Source organism: Gimesia aquarii (assembly GCF_007748175.1).
In the GTDB taxonomy this organism is placed as follows: domain Bacteria; phylum Planctomycetota; class Planctomycetia; order Planctomycetales; family Planctomycetaceae; genus Gimesia; species Gimesia aquarii_A.
Genome location: NZ_CP037422.1, coordinates 3,149,958 through 3,171,998, shown reverse-complemented (window position 1 = coordinate 3,171,998; position 22,041 = coordinate 3,149,958). Strand labels below are relative to the sequence as shown.

General features: G+C 41.9%; 13 protein-coding genes. 7 read left to right on the top strand and 6 right to left on the bottom strand.

Going from position 1 to position 22,041, the window contains the following annotated elements; translation table 11 throughout:
- Nucleotides 1-90: 90 nt before the first annotated feature.
- From V202x_RS12165 to gyrA, 3 genes are all read right to left on the bottom strand, one after another.
- Nucleotides 91-1,401: a UDP-glucose dehydrogenase family protein gene (locus V202x_RS12165; protein ID WP_145174903.1), complete on the bottom strand. Its 1,311-nt coding sequence runs from the start codon at nt 1,399-1,401 to the stop codon at nt 91-93.
- Nucleotides 1,402-1,544: 143 nt separating this feature from the next.
- Nucleotides 1,545-2,567: a dTDP-glucose 4,6-dehydratase gene (gene rfbB, locus V202x_RS12160; protein ID WP_145174900.1), complete on the bottom strand. Its 1,023-nt coding sequence runs from the start codon at nt 2,565-2,567 to the stop codon at nt 1,545-1,547.
- A 52-nt stretch (nt 2,568-2,619) separates the two neighbouring features.
- Complete coding sequence (gene gyrA / locus V202x_RS12155) at nt 2,620-5,400, bottom strand: DNA gyrase subunit A (RefSeq protein ID WP_145174897.1); 2,781 nt, start codon at nt 5,398-5,400, stop codon at nt 2,620-2,622.
- A 493-nt stretch (nt 5,401-5,893) separates the two neighbouring features.
- Here gyrA and V202x_RS12150 point away from each other — a divergent pair, with 493 nt between their 5' ends.
- The 3 genes from V202x_RS12150 (at nt 5,894) to V202x_RS12140 (ending at nt 10,976) form a co-directional block, all read left to right on the top strand.
- Nucleotides 5,894-8,134, top strand: a complete 2,241-nt coding sequence (locus tag V202x_RS12150; RefSeq protein WP_145174893.1) for a serine/threonine protein kinase — start codon at nt 5,894-5,896, stop codon at nt 8,132-8,134.
- Between the two features lie 48 nt (nt 8,135-8,182).
- Nucleotides 8,183-9,955, top strand: coding sequence for an adenylate/guanylate cyclase domain-containing protein (locus V202x_RS12145; protein ID WP_145180555.1), 1,773 nt, complete (start codon nt 8,183-8,185; stop codon nt 9,953-9,955).
- Between the two features lie 424 nt (nt 9,956-10,379).
- A complete protein-coding gene (locus V202x_RS12140; RefSeq protein WP_145174891.1) occupies nt 10,380-10,976 on the top strand; it encodes a PleD family two-component system response regulator in 597 nt (198 codons plus the stop codon).
- Nucleotides 10,977-11,128: 152 nt separating this feature from the next.
- Here V202x_RS12140 and V202x_RS12135 read toward each other — a convergent pair whose 3' ends face one another.
- Nucleotides 11,129-12,781: a hypothetical protein gene (locus V202x_RS12135; protein WP_145174889.1), complete on the bottom strand. Its 1,653-nt coding sequence runs from the start codon at nt 12,779-12,781 to the stop codon at nt 11,129-11,131.
- A 374-nt stretch (nt 12,782-13,155) separates the two neighbouring features.
- Nucleotides 13,156-15,642, bottom strand: a complete 2,487-nt coding sequence (locus V202x_RS12130) for a hypothetical protein (RefSeq protein ID WP_145174886.1) — start codon at nt 15,640-15,642, stop codon at nt 13,156-13,158.
- Between the two features lie 327 nt (nt 15,643-15,969).
- Between V202x_RS12130 and V202x_RS12125 the strand changes: the two genes are divergently transcribed.
- From V202x_RS12125 to V202x_RS12110, 4 genes are all read left to right on the top strand, one after another.
- Entirely contained in the window at nt 15,970-16,473 is a 504-nt protein-coding gene (locus V202x_RS12125) for a GAF domain-containing protein (protein ID WP_145174883.1), read from the top strand.
- Between the two features lie 173 nt (nt 16,474-16,646).
- Nucleotides 16,647-17,642 carry a M50 family metallopeptidase gene (locus V202x_RS12120; RefSeq protein WP_145174881.1) on the top strand — a complete coding sequence of 332 codons (996 nt, stop codon included), beginning with the start codon at nt 16,647-16,649 and terminating at the stop codon, nt 17,640-17,642.
- Nucleotides 17,643-18,196: 554 nt separating this feature from the next.
- Nucleotides 18,197-19,855, top strand: coding sequence for an HD-GYP domain-containing protein (locus tag V202x_RS12115; protein WP_145174878.1), 1,659 nt, complete (start codon nt 18,197-18,199; stop codon nt 19,853-19,855).
- 65 nt (nt 19,856-19,920) lie between these two features.
- Nucleotides 19,921-20,550: a hypothetical protein gene (locus tag V202x_RS12110; RefSeq protein ID WP_145174875.1), complete on the top strand. Its 630-nt coding sequence runs from the start codon at nt 19,921-19,923 to the stop codon at nt 20,548-20,550.
- Nucleotides 20,551-20,559: 9 nt separating this feature from the next.
- On the opposite strand, the gene V202x_RS12105 is transcribed toward V202x_RS12110, so the two are convergent.
- A complete protein-coding gene (locus V202x_RS12105; RefSeq protein WP_145174872.1) occupies nt 20,560-21,843 on the bottom strand; it encodes a beta-ketoacyl-[acyl-carrier-protein] synthase family protein in 1,284 nt (427 codons plus the stop codon).
- Nucleotides 21,844-22,041 lie beyond the last annotated feature (198 nt).

The window sequence follows — 22,041 nt, the reverse complement described above, 5'->3', positions numbered from 1 at the left end:
CCTGATTCTGTGATCGGTAAAACCAGACGGATTATAAAGTGTTTAGTTCCTATCTGCCAGAAACCTGTTGGCTGGGATGAATGAATGCGCTTACTTTACAGAACTGAGCCCAATTCCGAAGTAATCAATTCCTTTTTGTTTCATTTTTTGCGGATCGTAAAGATTTCGGCCATCAAAAATAACGGGAGTTGATAATCTGTGAAGGACGTAATCAAAATCGGCATGTCGGAACTCATTCCATTCAGTGACGATGGCTAACGCATCGGCCCCTTCCAGAGTATCATAATGATGATCAAAATAAGAAAGTTTGTCTCCATAATGAGCTTTAACATTCTCCATAGCAACTGGGTCATGTACTTTCAGCTTAACACCTGCTTGCAATAATTCGTCAATCAAGACCAAAGAGGGAGCTTCTCTGATGTCATCTGTTTTGGGTTTGAAAGCGAGTCCCCAGAGTGCAACGGTCTTTCCTTCCAAATCTCCTTTAAAATAATCGCTGATTTTTTTAAATAACACTTTTTTCTGTGCGACATTGACTCGATCTACGGCATTCAGAATAGTTGGCTCCATATTTTGGTGTTGTGCAACAGAAATCAGAGCTGAGACATCTTTCGGGAAACAAGACCCTCCATACCCTACGCCTGGAAAAAGAAAAGAAAAGCCAATTCGCTGGTCATGTCCTATTCCTCGTCGAACCTGATTGATATCTGCACCAACACGCTCACACAGATTTGCCATTTCATTAATAAAACTGATTTTTGTCGCCAGCATACAGTTTGCGACGTATTTGGTCATTTCCGCACTTTCCAGTTCCATTGAGAGGAATGGGTTCTCTGTGCGCAAAAATGGTTGATAGAGCTCATGTAATGTTGCTGAGACTTCCGGACGAGAAACGCCGACGACCACTCGGTCAGGCTTGGAAAAATCATCAATGGCAGTTCCCTCTTTTAGAAATTCAGGGTTGGAAGCTACATCAACGACTCTTCCCGTCAAAGATTCAAGTAGTTCTGCTAATTTACGATTAGTACCGACAGGGACCGTGCTTTTAATCACGACGATCGCTTCTTCAGACAAATGAGGAGCTAATACATTAGCCACCTTCCAGAGACTCTCCAGATTCGCAGAGCCATCTGAACCTTGAGGAGTTCCAACAGCGATGAATATGCATTTTGCGTCAGGAATTGATTCTTCATAATTGCTAGTAAAAAATAATCGCCGCGCTTTGATATTACGCTTGACCATTTCTTCCAACCCTGGTTCATAGATCGGGATTATGCCAGACTCGAGCTGTTGAATTTTTTTTTCGTTGATGTCAACGCAAGTAACATGATTTCCACTTTCAGAAAAACATGTTCCTGTCACTAGACCAACATATCCAGTGCCAATAACTGCAATTTTCATAATACTCTCGAGGTTTAGAGATAGATTCAGTATCGATATGTGTTTAACTCTCTTAGCAGCCCGGAGTGACACATTTAAGTTCGTACAAAGTTAGTCGACTCGATAGAGAACTGTAAAATTAATTATTTCATGGCAAAAAAAGACTAGGACTTTAAACGATTTCCATATTGTTGATCATAAAATTTCAGATAGTCCCCAGAACGAATTCGATTAACCCACTCCTGATTATCTTGATACCATTTAATCGTGCCTTCTAATCCAGATTGAAATTCTATCTCTGGTTCCCAGCCTAATTCTAATTTCGCTTTACGGCAATCAATCGCATAACGTAGATCGTGGCCTGGACGGTCTGTGACGTATTTGATTAAAGTTTCTGGCTTTCCCAGTAAACCGAGTAGCAATTTCGTGATTTTGATATTTTGCATCTCTGAATTACCACCGAAATTGTAAACTTCGCCTATAGCTCCTTTTCTTAATGTGGCATCAATACCACGGCAATGGTCAAGCACATGAATCCAGTCACGAACATTCGTGCCTTCACCATAGACTGGTACTGGTTTATCTTCCATCGCGTTGGAAATGAAGAGTGGAATCAACTTTTCTGGAAATTGATAAGGGCCGTAATTATTTGAACAACGAGTGATGATCGCAGGTAATTGAAACGTTTTGACATAACTGCGAACCAATAAATCTGCTGCAGCTTTGGAAGCAGAATAAGGACTATTAGGGGCGATAGGAGTCTCCTCAGTAAAGAATCCCTCTGCTCCCAAGCTACCATAAACTTCATCGGTAGAAACTTGAATGAATCGATTGATATTGTGCTTGCGAAATGCATCAAGCAGAACTTGCGTTCCTACGATATTGGTTTGAATAAAGGGGCCTGAATCAAGAATACTACGGTCTACATGTGATTCTGCTGCAAAGTTAACAACCGCATCAAAATGCGTTGAACTCAAAAGAGAATTCACAAAATCATGATCTGCAATATCTCCCCTTACAAAATTGTAGCGTGAGTCAGACTCAAACTCTTTCAGGTTCTCTAGATTGCCAGCGTAAGTCAATTTGTCGAGATTTGTAATTGAAACCCCAGGATACTCGGAGAGTTCGTAGCGAATAAAATTCGATCCGATAAATCCACACCCGCCAGTAACTAATATTTGTTTCATTTAAAACTACCTTATACCTGATTAATCAGATTTCTTTCTACTAAAGAAACTGTCAATTGTTAGATTCAGAATCATTTTCGGGGTTCTCATCAGTCTGAGGAATTTCAGTTGGTGAGTCTGAATTGGCTGGTGCACCATTTTCAGTAGCGTAAACGATTTCTGCCGGAATTCGAGCTAAGGAAACGAGCTTGTCATTGTCATCAAGTTTAATGACACGAACTCCTTGAGTATTTCGACCCACCTGACTGATTTCGCGCCCTCGAACTCGCTGGATTTTTCCGCTACTGGTTACCATGAGTACTTCATCGTCCTCAGCAACAGGAATAATATCAACAGCTTGTCCATTTCGCGTTGAAGTACGAATGTCTCGAACTCCTTTACCTCCTCGTTTTTGTCGGCGGTATTGCATACCACTTCGAGTTTCCGTTTCATCATCAGAACCATCTTCTAAATCAGATTCAGAGAGATCTCCTTCCGTTTCAGCGATCTCGTCTTCAATCGTTTCTGTCGATTCCTCTTCCGAATCGGAATTGCTGGAAATGAAGCCAAACGGAGTCCGCTTGCCGAAGCCGTTTTCACAAACTGTTAATAGACAAGCATTAGGATCTGCAATCACCATCCCAATCACATGCCCTGATTTCGAGAGTTTGATTCCTTTGACACCGCGAGTGTTACGCCCCATACTCCGCGCATCAGATTGAGCGAAGCGAATGGACATCCCGTCAGAAGTGGCGAGTAACAAATCTTCTCCGGGTGAAACAATTAAGGCTTCAACGAGTTCATCTTCCTCATCGAGTTTGATTGCAATGATGCCTCCACGTTGGGGACGGCTGTAGGCGGAAAGTGGTGATTTTTTGATAATTCCATTTCGAGTTGCCATTACAAGGAAACGTTCTTCATCAAACTCACGCACCGCAACACAATTAGAGACAGTTTCATCTTCCTGGAGCGTAAGCAAGTTCACCAATGCTCTTCCCTTGGCTGTGCGACCTTGCAGTGGTAGATCATATACTTTTTGCCAATAGACACGGCCTCGATTTGTGATAAACAAAAGATAGGAATGTGTGCTGGCAACAAAAAGATGCTGGATCGGATCCTCATCATCGGTTTTGGCGCCTTTGACTCCTTTTCCGCCTCGATTTTGTGCCTGGTAGGTATTTAATTGAGTTCGTTTGATGTAACCTCTTTGTGAAAGAGTTACAACCATAGGTTCCTCTGAAATCAGGTCATCCCGATTGACGTCTGTCAATTCTTCTTCAGAAATATCAGTCCGACGTTTGTCGGCGTACTTCTGTTTGAGTTGGAGCATGTCATCATGAATTACCGCTCGGATATGATCTTCATCAGACAGAAGATACAAATATCCTGAAATCGCTTTCAATAGCTCTTTATGCTCATCACTTAGTTTTTCTCGTTCCAGATTTGCCAAAGAACCTAGTTGCATCGACACAATTGCTTCGGCCTGATTGGCGGAGAGCGAATAATATTCGTGAACTCCCTGTTCATTTTGATATTCTTTAAACCCTTCCTCACCGAGAGCTCGTTCAATCAGTTTACCATCAACCTGCATCCCCTGTAGGCTGATTTTGGCTTCGGCTCTGCTAGGAGAATTACGAATGGTCTTTATCACTTCGTCGATATCGATTTGGGCAATCATTAACCCTTCGACGGTATGTTTTCGCTTACGGGCTTCTGCCAGCAAGAACTCAGTGCGACGCCGAATAACGTCTATCCGGTGTATGATAAATTGTTGTAATAGTTCTTTGACGGACAGCGTTTCAGGACGGTTTCCTACGAGTGCCAACAAAATAATGCTGAACGTGCTTTGAAGAGGGGAAAACTTAAAGAGTTGGGCCAGCACAACTTCTTTGTCGGCATCCCGCTTAAGAATGATCTGAAGATGAACTTTCCAGGGAGGGACATTTCTGTCTGTCAAGTCGACAATCCGCGAGATCCCCTTGACTCGGTCGTCTCGGACTAACGTTTCGAGTTTTTCCCTGATCCTGTCACGCGTTTCCATATAGGGAATTTCAGTTACAACGATCACATCAGATTGTTTTTCCGTTTCGAAATGTGTTCGAGCACGAAGCGTAATTGTAGATCGACCAGTGGCATAACCTTTCCGAATTCCGTAACGTCCACAAATAATGCCACCAGTGGGGAAGTCTGGACCAGGCATAACTTGCAGAATATCGTCGACCGTCGCATCAGGATTATCAATCAATAGAGTAACGGCATCGCAGACTTCTCCCATATTCTGTGGAGGAATACTTGTCGCCATTCCGACTGCGATTCCGCTGGATCCATTGACCAGCAAGTTGGGAAATTTAGCGGGTAGGACTACGGGTTCATTGTTCCGTTGGTCGTACGTGGGAACAAAATCGACGGTATCACGATTAATGTCATCCAGCATTTCAGCAGCAACCGGGGCAAGTCGGGCTTCTGTATAACGCATCGCAGCAGGAGGCAAACCTGCGAGTGAGCCAAAGTTCCCTTGTTTATCAATCAAGACGTTTCGCATGACCCACTCTTGTCCCAGACGGACAAGGGTTGGGTAGATAGAACCATCACCGTGCGGGTGATAGTTACCACTGGTATCACCAGAAATCTTTGCGCATTTTACCCGAGATGAATTTGAGCCCAAATTTAAATCGTTCATCGCTACAAGAATACGACGCTGTGATGGTTTCAGGCCATCGCGTGCATCAGGCAGTGCGCGACTGATAATCACACTCATGGCATAGGTGAGATAGCTGTCACGCATCTCATCTTGAATGTCCAGGTATTTAATGTTCTCTGAAGTATTTGAGTCTTCGCCGTTGTCGCTAGCCAATCCTTGTTCTCCTTAAGGAATACAACTACTGATAATCTGTGTATTTGAATTTGACTCGTGATTTGAACTGCCAATACGGTTGGCATTCAGAAAAGATATGTAGTGAGCCACTTCCGATGATGAGGAAACGATTCGGTTTTTGTTAAATAAGTTCCGGTTTCCTTACTGTTAAAGTGATGATACTCTCTTGAGAGCAAACTGATTTCGGCAAAATAGAGACCAAAAATCTCATAATTTTCGATAGAATTTAGGTCGCAAAACCTTCACAAAATTGTATCGATATTTCAATAAATTCACAACTAACTCAGGGGCTGAATTTTGCCAGGTTTACGGGGAGAAATACCTTGAAAATCAATAAGTTACGTTCTGATTTTAATTGTTGAGGCTTGCCTGTCCTTTGCATAGAATAGAGCAAGTACAGAAGTGGATTATCAAGTTGCAGTGGAGGCGAGAATTCCTTCGATTGGCAGCATTGCAATAAAGATACTTTTCTATGAATCAATCAGAATCTAAAGAGGATTTGCCGCTCGCTGAGGATCAACAACCTGTGGAGGTTGGTGGACGGGAGATTGAGTCAGGTGACGTAGATTCTCATAATAAAACGCTGAAACAATCTTCAGAAGAAAGGTCGCACGCTGCTAATTTAAGCAAAGATGGGCGTTCCTTACCAGCCAAAATACCAGGCTATATCATCATTCGCTCTTTGGGAGAAGGGTCTTATGGATCGGTCTGGCTTGCACAGGAGGAAAACACTGGCAAGTATGTTGCAATTAAGTTTTATACTTATCGACGCGGTCTGGATTGGTCGCTCTTGAATCGAGAAGTAGAAAAACTCGCTGAGTTGTACACATCCCGACATATTATCAGCCTTCAGGGAGTTGGTTGGAACAGTGATCCGCCGTATTACATGATGGAATACCTTGAAAATGGTTCTCTATTATCCTTTTTAGATTCAGGTCCTCTTCCTGTCTCTGAAGCGGTTCGTATTGCGAAAACCGTTTTGCTTGCGCTGGTACATGCACATGGTCGTGGTATTTTGCATTGTGATCTCAAACCGGCTAATGTTTTACTCGACGCTAATTTTGAACCAAGGTTATGTGATTTCGGGCAATCACGCCTTTCAGATGAGCAAAGTCCCTCTCTCGGAACTCTATTCTACATGGCCCCCGAGCAAGCCGACTTAGAGGCAATACCCGATTCGCGCTGGGATGTGTACGCTTTGGGAGCTTTGCTATATCAGATGTTATGTGGAAAAGCTCCCTATCGAACACCTGAGAATGAGCTATCAATTCGAAAGTTGGATTCACTCGAGGCCAAATTGGAGGCATATCGAGATTTAATACGATCTTCTCCTCGTCCTGCTGAGCATCGAAAGGTTTCTGGTGTTGATCGACGTTTAGTTGAGATTGTTGATCGGTGCCTTGAGACCGATCCCAAAAAGCGGTTTCCCAACGCACAAGCCGTACTGACAAATTTACTGCAAAGAGAACAACATCGCGCGAGAAGGCCTCTTATCGCGTTAGGCGTAATTGGTCCTTTATTATTAATACTAGGGCTCATACCTGTTGCAGGTGCAGCGGTAAGTCAGATGGAAAATAGATTTCGAGAAAATCTGACAGAACGAGCCTTAAGAAGCGATTCCATTACTGCCAATCTATTGGCACAAAATGTGGCGCGGGATTTACAGGACCGTCAGGATCAACTTGTAGATCTATCTAAAAGAACATTGTTGAGATCATTACTGGAAGACAAAGAAACACCAGAAGAAAAACAATCATATGCGAAGTTAATTGACTATTTGGAGCAAGAGAAAGCACTGGTTGACGAGAAGCGATCGGCATTAAATCGAGAGAAGGATACAAGTTGGTTTATTACTAATGATAAGGGAAAGCAAATTTGGCGTAACCCTGTAGGACCTACTATTGGTCAGAACTTTTCCTATCGAGATTACTTTCACGGGCATGGTAAAGAGTATGAAAAAGGAAATGCTCCGAAATCAATTAAACCAATTACTGAACCTTATATTTGTCAGGTTTTCAAGAGTGAGGCGACTAATCAATGGATGGTGGCTATAGCCGTTCCGATTTGGAATTTGCAAAACGATAAAGTATTAGGAGTCTTAGCTAGAACTACACATCTCGACCAATTACTGTCAAGCTATGATGAAAGTATACGAGGGGATTCAGAAAACAGTGGAGATCGAAAAATTGCGTTGATAGACAATCGAGATGGAAAAGTGCTGGCTCATCCAAGAATGACTGCAAATAATTTACGAAAAATGAGTCGTCATCAAGTAGACCGTTTAGTTCTCAAAGAGAATCATTTTGATCAATTACAATCATTTAAACTGGCACAGAAAAAAAAACAAACTGATCCATTGTCAGCAATGATCAGTGATTATCATGACCCTGTTGAAGCTGTGCTTTCAATTGATGACAAGGATAATGTCTGGTTAGCAGCGTTCTCACCAATTGGAATGACTGGTTGGACAGCGGTCGTTCAGGAGCGTCGGAGTATGGCGCTGCGTCCTGTTACAGAAATGAGAAGTTGGTTGATCCAATATGGTTTGATTGTATTGGCAACGAGCTGTCTTTTAGTGTTTACTGTCTGGTATTTTGTGATGAGAGTTTTGACAGAACGGCGTGCCTGGGATTGGGCTCGTCAACAGTCTGAAAAACGAACAGATCAAGGTTCCACTTCGTCATCCAGTTGGCCTAATCAACACCGTGAATAATCATCAGAAGGCTATCGTTTATATTGGGAGACTTTTTTGTTGGAATTAATGGTATATGGATCGAATCATCAGCAGTCTTGTAAATTCAGTCTGGAGACCGGTCAGGAGCTTGTGTTGGGCCGATCAGTTGATGCCGATGTTCAAGTGCTATGGGATGACCGAATTTCCCGTAAACATGCGCTTTTGACTGTGCAGGAGAAGCAGATTTCCGTAAAAAAATTTGCCGCTGCTGAGAACCATATTTACTCATTTGGGGAAGAGTCTGATGAGCTTCTTCTTGAGGTCGGCAACTCTTTCGTAATCGGTTCAACAACTTTTCAATTGGTTGATTCTGCTTCCAGCTTTTCATCACCCCGCGAATCACCATTGGAAGAGGTCACATTCAAACCAAATGAACTGCTCAAAGTCAAGTACCGTGATGCCGATCAAAGAATTGATGTTTTAGCACATTTGCCCGAATTGATTATGGATGCGAGAAACGATGCGGATTTATTTCATCGTTTAGTGACCATGTTATTATCAGGTGTAAAGCATGCGGAGGCTGTGGCCGTTGTGCGGCTAAATGATGAAAATCGAGTGGAAGTACCCTTCTGGGAAAGACGACGCCAAACGCAGGGAAATTTTCGGCCGAGCGGGCGGTTAGTATTGGAAGCTGTGAAAAAAAGTAAACGAACTGTTTTACATGTCTGGGCAGCTAGGGATGAATTAGAGCATCAGGAAGATTATACAGCCGTTGCCGAATTTGATTGGGCTTTTTGTACTCCAATTGAAGATGGTGCATCTGGAAACTGGGGACTCTATGTTGCTGGAGAATTAAACCACCCTTATCAAGTTGCGGTTCCCCAGGGAGTCAGTGGGATAGAACTTCAGGCGGATGTGAAATTTACAGAGCTCGTTGCTTCAATCATTAAGTCAGTGCGCAGGCTTAATCAATTGGAACGACAGCAGGCAGGTTTAAGACAATTCTTTGCGCCTCCGATTCTGTCTGCCATCGGAGATAATCTTGATACTGATATCCTTGAACCCAGGGAATGTGATGTTACGGTTTTGTTTTGTGACTTGAGAGGTTTTAGTCAGCACGCGGAAGATTCATCGGGCGATTTAATTGGTTTGCTGGACAGAGTCAGTCAAGCGTTGGGGATCATGACCTCGCATATATTAGAATTTGGAGGAGTAACTGGTGATTTTCAAGGCGATGCGGCATTGGGATTCTGGGGGTGGCCCTTCTCGTCAGATTTGGCGCCTCTTGATGCCTGCCGAGCTGCGTTAGCGATTCGAGCTGCCTTTGAGCAGATCAATTTGCAAGCCAATCACCCACTTGCTGATTTTCGTATGGGAATTGGGATTGCCCATGGAAAGGCAGTCGCAGGTAAGATTGGGACGAGCGATCAGGTGAAAGTGACAGTTTTTGGACCAGTCGTCAATCTGGCCAGTCGTCTGGAAGGTTTGACGAAACACTTGCGTGTTCCGGTTTTAATGGATGAGACAACGGCACAAATCGTAAAGACCAAGCTGGATCAACGTGAAGGTCGGGTTCGTAAACTAGCGCAAATCTTACCATACGGGATGGAAAAGCCTGTTATCGTTAGTGAGCTTCTTCCACCAGAATCAAAATTAGACTCGCTCAGTAATGAACAAGTTGTGTGTTACGAGACAGCTGTGAATTCTTTTATTCAAGGCAACTGGGAAGAAGCATTTCGATTGCTGCATGAAATTCCTCCCTCTGATCGTGCTCAGGATTTTCTTGCCCAGCAGATTACTCGAAATAACAGGGTTGCGCCTACTGATTGGGATGGCACCATCAGATTTGACAGCAAGTAGAATTGTCAAGTCGTTTAGAACTTCTGGGTTCGTCTAGTTGGTCTTACTGTTCCGATTTTACTGTTTGGATGGAATGCCTACGCTAAGAAATCCCTTATCAGACCATTTTTGCTAGAAAGACAGGTCATCTGTTTAAAGCTGGCCTATTTTTTATCAACGGACAACACTTGGATACATTTGTGATTTGGCCTCTTATAGTTTGGGATGATCAGAATAACTGAGAGAATATTCATGAGCGATACAGAGATACTCGTAGAACCAGATTCGGAATTATCAGAAACTGATGAGAACTCTATAATTACTGATCTTGTTGAATTAGATCATCGTTCTCAGGAGATGCTGCTCGTTTTAAACGAAGTCTTTGATTCTATTGCTCCTTCTAGTAAGTCTTAAATTGAATTGTTTTTTGAAGTAGGCTCCTCTCATGCTACAGGCTTCCGAAAAATCAACGCCGCGAGTTTTAGTCATTGACGATGATCCGCTCTTTAGAAATTTAATGGTTTCATTTTTACGGAGAGAGTACATTGTTTCTGTAGCCAGTGATGGTTCTGAGGGATTTTATAAAGCTTTAGAATACCCTCCGGATGTTGCGATCGTTGACGTGCAAATGGCTGTTTGGGATGGGCTACAAACGTTGAAGGCGTTTCGTTCACATCCAACTCTTAGTCAGACAAAAATTATCATGCTGACATCCGATGCAAGTAAGGAAACAGTAGTTGCTGCTATTCATGGTGGAGCAAACGATTACATCATCAAAACCAGTTTTTCCAAGTCAGAGTTTCTGGAAAAAGTGCGAAAATTTACTCAACCTGATGGCTTTCAAGGTGCGAATTCGCCTCATTCTTCTAAGAGACCGAATCTGGCATCAGTAGTTGTGACCAAGCAAAAAGCTGAGGAACAACCAATCGAGCGTCGTGCAGTGAACATGAATCCTCATTCGGTTGAAGATCAATTAGTAGAGCTTTCTATGGATCAAATCGAAGAAGAACAACTGCAAGAAATAATGGAAGATTGGGATTAATTCTTCTTCTCTTGTCAGGATCTTAAAAGAAGCTTCTGACTTGAATCAAAATAGAAGTGAGTATGAAGTAAAAATTGCATACTCACTTCTACAAACTCAAATTAGTATATTGATCATGAATTAATCTGCTTTCACTTTCTGAATAGTGGGACTTACAGAGTTTCTTTTGAGAACTTGGCAATGAGATTTCCGATGAATTTTAGAATTCCTTTATCTAATTTCGCCTTGCCATCGATAGAATGCTCTTCTTTTTTCATGACAAACGTGAAGGTGTCATCAGTATCCGTCAGAGATTCTAAGGCAATCTCACGCATTTCCTGATTCCCTTTCTTGCCCCGGAGTTTGTTGACCATTTTTAACCAGGGAAGTGTCTTCACATTCAGTTCAATGACATTAGGATTGACCGTTTCAGGAGGAGCTTCACTCACTAGCTTGGCAGCTGTTTTGATACGTTCTATAGAATTAGGGCCTGCAGCCATCCAAAGTGCATCAGGTGTACTTCCCACATATAAAGCCTCCCCTGCCCCAAAAAGTTCGTCAAAACCATCTTGGTACTGTTCTTTAATATTGATTTTGTGAACGCTCAGAGTGTCTTCCTTGACAACATCGAGTTCAACCGTTTGATTTTTGAGTACTTTGGGAAGAAGCTCAACAATCTCTCTGAGTTTCGCTCCATCTTTTGATCGAATGCCTCCCAAAAGTTCATTTTCCCCATCGACTACAGGATTCGTATCGATGAATCCATCGATCAGGGAAGTCTCTTTACCTGCATCAAGCATTTGAATGACGAGTTCAGAAACTTTTGTAGCAGCAGTCTTTTGTTCTTCTGACAGTTTTTCGTTTTTTGTAATACGTTCTTTCAAAGTGGGAAGAAGTAATTTGTAAAAATCGGTAATATTTTTTTTTCTCATTTCATCCAGTGGATGATTGATTCTGCCATTCAGAATTCCGTCTTGCTTCACAGGAACATTAGCAAAATAGCTGGGCTTTTTGGCAAACTGTTCTATGCTGTCGTTCAGCGAAGTGCCTTCAATGGCCTTTAATGTAAAGTCAAGACGACCCTCATTCTTTGTCGCATCAGTCGTCCAACCAATAACCATTTTTTCGGATTCTGCAAACAGCCTCTCCACTTCATCCATCTGGTGAGTGAACGCCAGTTTTCTTAGTTCAAATGCACTTTCTGTTTCGTCTCGTTTTTTCTGGATCGCAGCAAGTAATTGTTTGCGCGTGTTATCCATTGTTTTTTTACGCGCATCGACTCCTTCTTTTTCATTAGTAATCAAAGCACTGAAGTCATATTTTTCGTTCAAGAGCTCTTGAACTCTTTTGAGCGGATCTTTGATCTCATCCACTTCCGAGAGTTTTTCAGAAATCACGACATACTTGAAATCTTGCAAGTACTTCATAAATCCTTGAAAAAGATTACCTAATTTATAAGGGCCATTCCTTTGCTTTTTTGATGAGATTTCAAAAACTTCCAGGTTGTTACGAAAGTCTTTTAAATTACTGATGGGAAGAATTAACCGATAACGTTCCTGCTGGTTCTCCCCAAGCAAGATGTCGATACGCATTGGGCGTTTTTTGTCAATTCCATCGAGGAATGTAGGAAGGATTTCCTCAAGATTGTTCCATCCCTTCTTGTCATTGGCTAGATCCAGAACCAGATATTTGAGGTCTGCAATCATGCCATCTGCATTAATTTGGACAAGAGAGATGTTAGGAGCAGAAGCGTTTTCAGCAATTACTGTGTTCGGGATCAAGAATCCAATTGACAGGATAAAAGCAAAATGAGCAATGCGGCTCATACAATTCCTCCATGATGTATTTCTGAGGATCATTGGGATCTGAGATTAATTGTTTGGGTTTGAAACAAATTTAATTTAAACCAGTTCGTAATTCAAAAACTACAATTTGGAGATGTTAGTTTATAATGAAAATGTTGAATAGGGAACTCTGGTTGAAGAAATAGCTAAAGTCTGAAATCGTTGAAATCAAAATTCAGTATGCTTGGTGAATCCAGGGAAGGGTTCTTATGTTCATTTGTTTTGCTTTGGAACTTTGAAATGCCTAAATTAAAGTTCGGCGGAGATTCCTCGAAATAGTTACTGATGTTTGGCAACTAATAAAGAAAAAATAGAACTAAGGCATAACTTACAGGACATTTGACTTACATAAAAGTTTACAAGTTTTTCGGTTGTGCCTGTGGGGTTGATGTGCCTGCCTGCTCATTTGGAAGGGCTTGAATACCATAGATTAGCCCTAGATAGCCTGAGATTTTTTCGGTTGGGGTATAAGGGTTACTCTGTAGAAGTTTTTCTATGACAGAGATGTTACCCTCTATGACCGCAACTGCACTAAGCGTATTCAACATGTCTTCGCGCAAAATCGGATCGTCAAGAGCAGTAATAAACTGAATTGTCTGTTCGAATTGGTTTTTATTCATCAAGATCGATAATAACTGCAGAGAAAGCTGTGCTTTCCACGCTTTTTTAAGATCTGACTGATTGATATCATGTGCCGCCTGTTCTGGTCTCCCATTTTTTACCAGAGAACTAACTTGTTGAATCAGCAAATCCTCTTTAGATAACCCTGAAATACTGTCATTCAAAGTTTTTTTGATCTGTGAAACTAACTCATTGTTACTCTGATCCACAGATTGAATAATGACAGCAGGCAAGCTGGACTGCAAAAGTGCGTCTTTGAGATTAACGTTTGTGGTCTCATGGCTTTCCAAAGCGATTTTCCAGGCATCTGCGGCTAATTGAGATCGAGAGGCTTGCGAAAGAAGCTGAATCAAAAGCGCGAGTCTATTTTCTGCAGCAGATTTTAATTTTCGCAATTGTTTTCGGTACTCGTTGATCCCTCTTCTGACCCGATCATTGCTACTTAGGTTAAGAGCTTCTTTGATTTGATCTTTAAAATTAAAGTTAGATGTTTCATTTATTTTACTTTGAACTGCTTCGACACTCGGTGCAATCGCACGAATTGATTGTACAGCATTGTTGAGGAACTTTGTTGCTTCTACCTTTTTTCCTAATTTAGATTCGACGCTGGCAATTTGTAAATTTGCCTCAGCCAACATTTTTAAAGGGGCTGTCAGAGGAAGAACTAAATCATTTACAGCTTTGATATTTCCCAATTCTATGGGGTCAGGTATTGGTGTACTCGTAAGAAACGATTTTGATTTTTCCAAAAAAATCTCTGCTGGGTTGGGTAAGTTCAGTGAGATTAATTTTTGGGCGCATAGCGCGTACATAAACGCGCTTCCAGTTGAAGACAGCTTCGTTTCAGCAGGTTGAATAAGAGATGTTTCTAGTTTCTGCTTTTGACTGACAGCCCGTGCTACTTGAGATAAAGCCCATTCTGTCACCGCTTCTGTTCGAGCGATAGGTTCAGGTGCAAGTGCAGCCCAGTTTAAAGCTTCTTGTGGATAACCTTTGTTGATAAGAATTAAGGTAACTGCTACCCACTGTGGAGAATTCCATTGTTGGTGCAGGTCAATCAAAGACTCAAAATTATATTGATTCGTTTCATGTGCGACCTGAAGATGAGCTGATAGTTGTGCTAGGCTATCCTTTTTTTGATATTTTCTTATTAAGGTCTCAGCCAGATCTTCTTTGCCTGCAGCAATCCAGAATGCCGCAAGTCGTGCAATAAGATCAAGAGTGTCTCTCCCCCCATATTCGGGAATTTGTTTTGAAAGCTGTCCTGTTTGGTCCAGTGTTGTTTTCAAGCCAGAGCTATCTTTTTCTTTTAACTGAAGCCAGCCAATTTCGATCAGAGGGAAAATTTTATAAAAAGGGAGTCGTGGACTAACCCGATCAATGTAGTCGATCTGTTCCTGAGAAGATTTAATATCACCAGAGAGTGCATAGGCTTCAGCCGCTAATCGCCTACTATATGGCTTACTTCGATTTTCTCTAGCACGAGAAAGCTCAATAATCATCTCTAACGCTTCTTTTTGAACAGCTTGCGTAGACTTCTGGGGCTTTGGAGACGTTTTGCTCGATCCAGTCTTAAGATTAGAGTTGGCATCAGGAGAATTCGTTTTGTTATTGGTGGGAGTGCTGAATGATTTCCTGGATGCATCTTCAAAAGCTGAGTGATCAAAAGGCTTACTCAATTCTGAACCATCGGGAACACGAGTTAAGTAGTAATATCCACCACCCAGTAACACAACAGCCACTAGCACAACAGTGACGAGGGGTAGTTTAGACTTTTTCTTTTCCTTGGGTTTTTCCTGCTCAGTGGACTTTTGATCTTTAGTGTCTGGATTAGGAACCTGGAATACAGGAGCTAAGCATTCTGAATTACGGCACTTGACTTCTTTTCCTACGACTTTAGAAGATGCAAATCCAGGTGTATCACACATCGGACATACAACACGAAACATTTTACCCTTAACTGGTTTTCGCAATAAGGGAATTACTTTTGTTGTTTGTTGCTGTCGTTCCAGGTCGAAGGGATCATCGTCGACGATTGTTTCACGCTTTGTCCGTTTGTTATTGGGAGCTTTTTTAATAGAAGGTTCTTGGGATGGCTGCTTGGTTCCACTGGGCTTTCCAGAAGCAGCAGACGCGGACATGGCTGCACCACAAAAAGGGCAATCTGCGGCGTCTTCATCAAGAACTGATGCACCACAAGAGGGACAAGTAGGAAGATCCATGATCAGTAGTCCGATATGTTTAAAATTGTCAGAGTTTGGAAAGTATTGAGCTGTGAAAAATCCGTAGATTGAGATGTTGAACGTATCTTTTTATGGCTGAACTCAGAAGTGTATTGTTAAGTATTTTGAATTAAAACTGTAAATTATATTGTATACAGTAGATAGCCTTTCGTTCAAGGATTATCTAGGAGCTGGCTGACTTCTTTGGTTAAAGCAGATACATTTAGTGTTGCGATGTGAGTGAATCAGCGGATTCACTCACAGTTCTCATGTTAAAACAGACTGTAGTCAGTTTGGAGCCAAATATTTCGAAGGAGTAAAGTATAGATGCAACAACAGATTGATGACATACTGGAACAGATCGAGCAAGCATTTCGGGAAAAAACGTTCGCGCCTGTTTTGGATCGAATCATGGACTTTCTCAAAGCAAGGGCCATAGGTATGTGGCGCTGTGATAATCAGGGCCAGCTAACTCAAATAGGGTTTCGAGCAGTAACTGAAATGGATGAACATATACGTAAACAATTTACTTCGTTTACAAAACAAGTTTCGTTAGATAATAAGGGCTTAGGGATTGTAAAAGCGGTAGTTGAGAGAAAACCTGCGATTGGGACATTACGAGGAGAATCTGGACTTCAAGGGTCTTCTGAATGGCTAAAAAAATTTGGAGCACAACAATCATATGCGGTACCAATTTTTGAAAATGATCAAGTTGTTGGAGTACTAGCGATTTCAACTACTTGCGTCCATCAAATTGGAGATTTCGAGTGGGAGAGTTTAAAGAAAATTGCTGCAGGAATTGGTGAGAAAAATTTTTTGGGGATGTTTTAGCCTACTAAATTGATTATGATTCACTAAAGAAAAAGAGTGGAATTTTCAAGAGTTAATTCGCCGTGTATCATACTGGTATGAGTCAAGAATACTGAAGTTGAAACGCCGAATTTGCTTTTTGAATTGATCTGAAATTAAGCGAGATAGGTTTAAATTCTTCAGGTTTTTGTAAGATGAGTCGGTCGAACCCATTACATTGGTCATTTCCCATTGGGACTTGGTTTCTAACTCAGGTCCGTGTCAGTATTTTTCTACCTGTTTTACTTCTCGTTTTTTGGGTTCATTACTCATTGGGATTGGGAATTGCGTTATTCAGCATTCTTTTTTTGAGTGTCTTTCTACATGAGATGGGTCACGTCGTGGCCTGCCGAATGACAGGTGGAGAAGGCGATCAGATTATATTATGGCCGTTAGGTGGGCTTGTTTCCTGTAATCCTGCTCATGCTACTACTGCACAAATTCTGACAATTTTGGGTGGTCCGATCGTTAATCTGCTGCTCTGTGCAATTACAATTCCCGCAGTGATCTGGTCAGGTGAACTTTCACAATCTTTAAATCCCTTTCAATTGCCTGGCATTGATCTAGATAATAATCTCGGTCAGGCGGTCCTGTTGATGATATTTAATATTAATTGGCTTCTTTTATTGATTAATTTGATCCCTATGCTTCCTCTAGATGGAGGAAAAATTTTACAGATCATTCTCTCACGCCGCTTTGATGAGACAGTGGTCCATATGGTCCTATTTAACGTGAGCTTCTGGATCGGCGGGCTCGGAATGGTAATCGGCCTTTGCAGCTTGGCTGTGTGGGTCGTCTTTTTTAGTGCATTATTGTTGATGCTTAACTTGTTAGAGTTTTCAACAGTATCCAATCAGGACTCCTACGATGATTCCACCTTTGGTTATGATTTTTCGCAGGGTTATACAAGTTTAGAGCGATCTAGCGGTCAACTGGGGGAGAAAAAGATTGGATTTTTTCAGCAGTGGCGGAAAAAAAGAAAGCTTCAGAAAGAACTTCGTGAACGAGAAAAAAACTTGAACGCTGAAAAGCAACTTGATTCATTACTTCATAAAGTACATGAATTTGGATTGGAGTCATTGACTCCGAAAGAGAGACAGCAGTTAAACCAAGTGAGCGCTCGATATCGCAAGACTGATTCCGATCCTTAAAATCAGAGTTCTCAATATCTCTGACCTGCCATCCTAGATTGATTTCCAGTTATCAATATTGGATGTTTCGACATGTTTACCCATCAATTCTGGTGTTTGAGAAATCTATTACACTTCCGGCTGTTAATTTGGATTATTTCTAACAATCCATATAAACGGACTTTCATGGGGCAGACTCTCATTTTGATGCTAAGTTTGTAGTGAACACCGTCCCGCTTCCAATTTAACAATTCATATACTTGATGGTTATGATCTTAACGCTGTAAGTGTCTTTATGGTAAAACTTTATATGTGTCGCTGATCCTGGAATGAATAAAGCCACAAAGCACAACAATGGTGTTATCTTGATTTAAATTCAGATACTTAGCTCGATGTTCACGATGTTTTTTCTATGAACTTGTGGGCAAACTCAATGTGTCTGGGGGCAAAAAAATGGCTAATTTGGGTTAAGAATGAGTTATTTAAGTGCAGATTGAGAAATCTTGTTTGCGAACTCAAGACTACGAACTAACTTTTTATTGGGAAAATTCCTTTAGAAAGTAGAGAGTAGCCTCATGGTTTTAGGAACGACTGATTCATTAAAGAAGTTATCTAACTTCAGCAAACATAGTGGTGTCTGGGAGCTCGACTTGCAAATCGACGCAAAGATTGAGCTAGCTATCAGCAATATGAAGCGAATTTCAGAGCTAACCGGTCTGACGATGTTCTGTTTTGATTCAAAAACGGGGATGATTTTGGACAAAACAAGCACCCAGGCTCTCCCTTTCTTTCCTGAAGATGTTTTGAACGAAATCAAAAATGTGGATGGGTTAACGCTGACTGAAAGTACGAATGGAGTTTCTCATTTTATTTTTCCATTGATTGAAGATGATTTTCATAAAATTACAGCCGCTGGTTTTGTCTTTTCTAAAGAAAAACGCAAGCTAACTGAAATGGTATTAGCGGCTGTTGAAAGAGAATGGGCTATCGAAGAATTAGATTCCTGGATCGAATTGCAAAGGGTCCTGGACATTAAATCGTTACATGCTCTGCTAAGCCTTGCGATCCTTCATATTGAAGAGGAACAACAGCTTGGTGATTTGAATGAGGAAGTCGATAATCTGTCAGAATGTCTGGATGAGACATTCGAGGAAATCAGCCTGTTACACGAAGTGGCACAGCATTTAAAAATATCTGAAAGTCCAGAACAACTGGGAACACTATGTTTGGATCGAATCGGAAATTTGATCGAAGCAGAGACCAACGTGATCTGGTTTGAAGGGCAAGAGTGCACGTCTCAATTTATGGCAGACAGTAAAGTCGATTTTGATGAGTTAAATTTAGCGCGCCTTGTTGCTCAGTTTGACGGTCATAATTGGAATCAACCATTGGTGATCAATCAGGTAGAAAGTTCATTGCTTTCACTTGAGTTTCCAGAACTCAAAAACCTGGTTTTAGTACCCATTTCAGATGGTACCAACTCATACGGTTGGATTTTAAGTTGTAATTTGATCAAAAGTGATGAATATGGGACGATCCAGGCCAGTCTTTTAAATTCGATTGCATCGTTTTTAGGAACCCACTTGAGGAACGTCGATCTCTATGCTCAACAGGAAGAGCTGACGTTGAGCTTTGTTAAATCCTTCATTTCAACATTGGATGCCAAAGATCCTTATACGAGAGGTCATAGTGAGCGAGTTGCTTTAATTGCACAGCAATTAGCGAAACGTTTGGGATACACTGGTGAATTTTTGCAGGATATCTATCTCTCTGGTTTATTGCACGATATCGGTAAAATTGGAGTTGATGATGGAATTCTTCGTAAGGAAGGGAAACTGACAGATAAAGAATTCGCTCAAATTCAAAAACATCCCATGATTGGTTACAAAATCTTATCAGGGATCAAAAAATTACAGAATATTTTGCCAGGTGTTCGAAATCATCATGAGCAAATCGATGGACTTGGATATCCAGACAAATTGAAAGGTAATGACATTCCGTTGATGGCGCGTATCATTGCTGTCGCGGATGCTTATGATGCAATGGGCAGTGACCGCCCTTACCGAAATGGAATGCCTCTGGAAAAACTTGAATCGATTTTCAAACAAGGTAAAGGGTTTCAATGGGACCCAGATGTAATTGAGGCCTATTTTGAGATTCGGGAGGAGATCATCCGCCTTTCACAAAAGTATAACGATGATACTTCAAGTCTGGATGAACTGTGCCTCAATTGATAGACTAAACTCCTATTAACGGAATTCATCAAATTGTATTCTCCGTCATATGTAGGGGGCTTAAAGTGAATCAGATTTTTCGACAGGTTCGATTTGTTGCATTTTTTCTTCTATCTATGATATTAGGTTTTTACGGTTGTCATACCGATGACACTGAATCAAACTTTGATTTGCCGCTTCCCGAAGCCGAACCGCTTCACTTGAATCATTCAAAACCGAGCATGCCAAAGACACAAGTGTCTGGAAAGAAAAAATACGACGGAATTGTATTTCACGTGCCTGAGGGATGGGAAGAAGTTCCCTTATCTCCCGCTCAACAAGGCTTAATCTCTGCCAGTTTTAGAATCCCCAAGGCGGGGGACCAAGTCAAATTAACGCTTTCTTCAGTTGGGGGAGGTATTGATGCCAATTTACAGAGGTGGAGAGGTCAGTTTCAGTTACCTCCTGGAGAAACTCCGACACAGGAAACAATTCGAGTGGACAATACGGATGTGATCTGGCTGGATTTAAGAGGCACATTTGAATCTGGGATAGGTTTAGAGTCTGCTACTAAATCGGGAATGAGAATGATTGGAGTCGCGATTCCCCGTAGTCCCAGAGACTTTTATCTCAAATTAACAGGTCCGCGTGACCAGTTAATGAAAGTTGAGAAAGAGTTTCGAAAATTTGTGAAATCAGCTCGATTTGCACTATAGCCAGCGTGGTTAGGAATGATCCCATTTCCTTACGATGCCTGCAACCAGATGTCCTCCGAAACCGAAGGAGAGTTTCAGCGCGGTCTTAATTTCTTTAGACTCAGCTGTGAATGGTGTATAATTCAGATCACACCGTGGATCAGGTTCTTTTAAATTAATTGTTGGAGGGACGAGATTGTCACGCATTGCTAACAATGTGAATCCTAACTCCACACTTCCCGCAGCCCCCAGTAAATGTCCCATTCCGCCTTTAAGGCTGGAACAACTAATCCTCTTAGAGAAAGAACCCATCGCAGTATGAAGCGCACGTGTTTCATAGAGGTCGTTGATCTGAGTTCCTGTACCATGCAAGTTGATGTAGTCGATTTCAGATGGAGATACGCTGGTTTGTCGTAGCAGTCTAGAAATCAGTTTTGCGAGGCTTTCCGCTGCAGGGTCAAATTGCATCAAATGGGTCGAGTCGGAACCACAAGTTCCGGTTAACCATTCAGCATAAGGAATGACGTTTCGATTTAACGCATGTTCCAGCGATTCCAGTACGAGGATTCCTGCACCTTCGCCGACGACAAATCCATTTCGTCTACAATCATAGGGCTTACAAGCTTCTTTGGGTCTTTGAATGTCTTTGGCTAAGACTCCCATACGCTGAAATGAACCTAATACTGTCGGTAACAGGGAAGCATCTGCACTTCCAGCAAAAACCGTATCGCAGACACCATCACGTATTAATTCAGCTGCTCTCATCACACTCGAAACCCCGGTAGCACATGCCGAAACAGGTGTTAAGGCGGCCCCTTGCAGATCAAAGTGAGCTGCGACAGAGTGGCTGGCTGCATTGGGAAAGCACTGCAACCAGAATGAATCCGGGACTTGCTGTTCCGTTGCTGGGGCCATGCGTCTTAATTCAGATGCTTGTGCAAAACTGGCCATCCCCCCTTTGCTAGACCCGATGACACACCCGATTGAATCTTTAGACATCTCATCCAGATTTAAGCCAGCGTCAAGGATTGCTTCTTCTGTGGCCCTTAGTGCCAAGGTAATGGAAGGTTCCTTTAGAAACGGGTGCTTACTTGAAACTGAAGTGGATGAGAGTTGGCGATCCGGAATGACGCCACCGACGACTGGTTGGTTAAGCTGCTTTGATAAATCATCTAGCAGACGTGTTGAGGAGTGACCTGTGAGAAGTTTTTGCCAAGATGATTCCCGTCCAACTCCATAGGGAGTAATTAAACCGATACCTGTAATCACGACCTTACGGGGAGAACGCTCAATATCCGATGACTTTGGTCGCATTAGAACTGAAACAACGTGTTGTTGATAAAGGAATATGAGGTAATCAAGAACGGTGGCTAGTTCGGCAGATGGCAAATAATGCTAACCCAAATAAGACCGCGATAAGAAGATACTCAAAGATGGATGTCTGAGATTGTTGAACGATACCACTTTTTCGCTCTTCTTCTTGCGCAAGGGCTGTGGTTACGGAAAATAAGA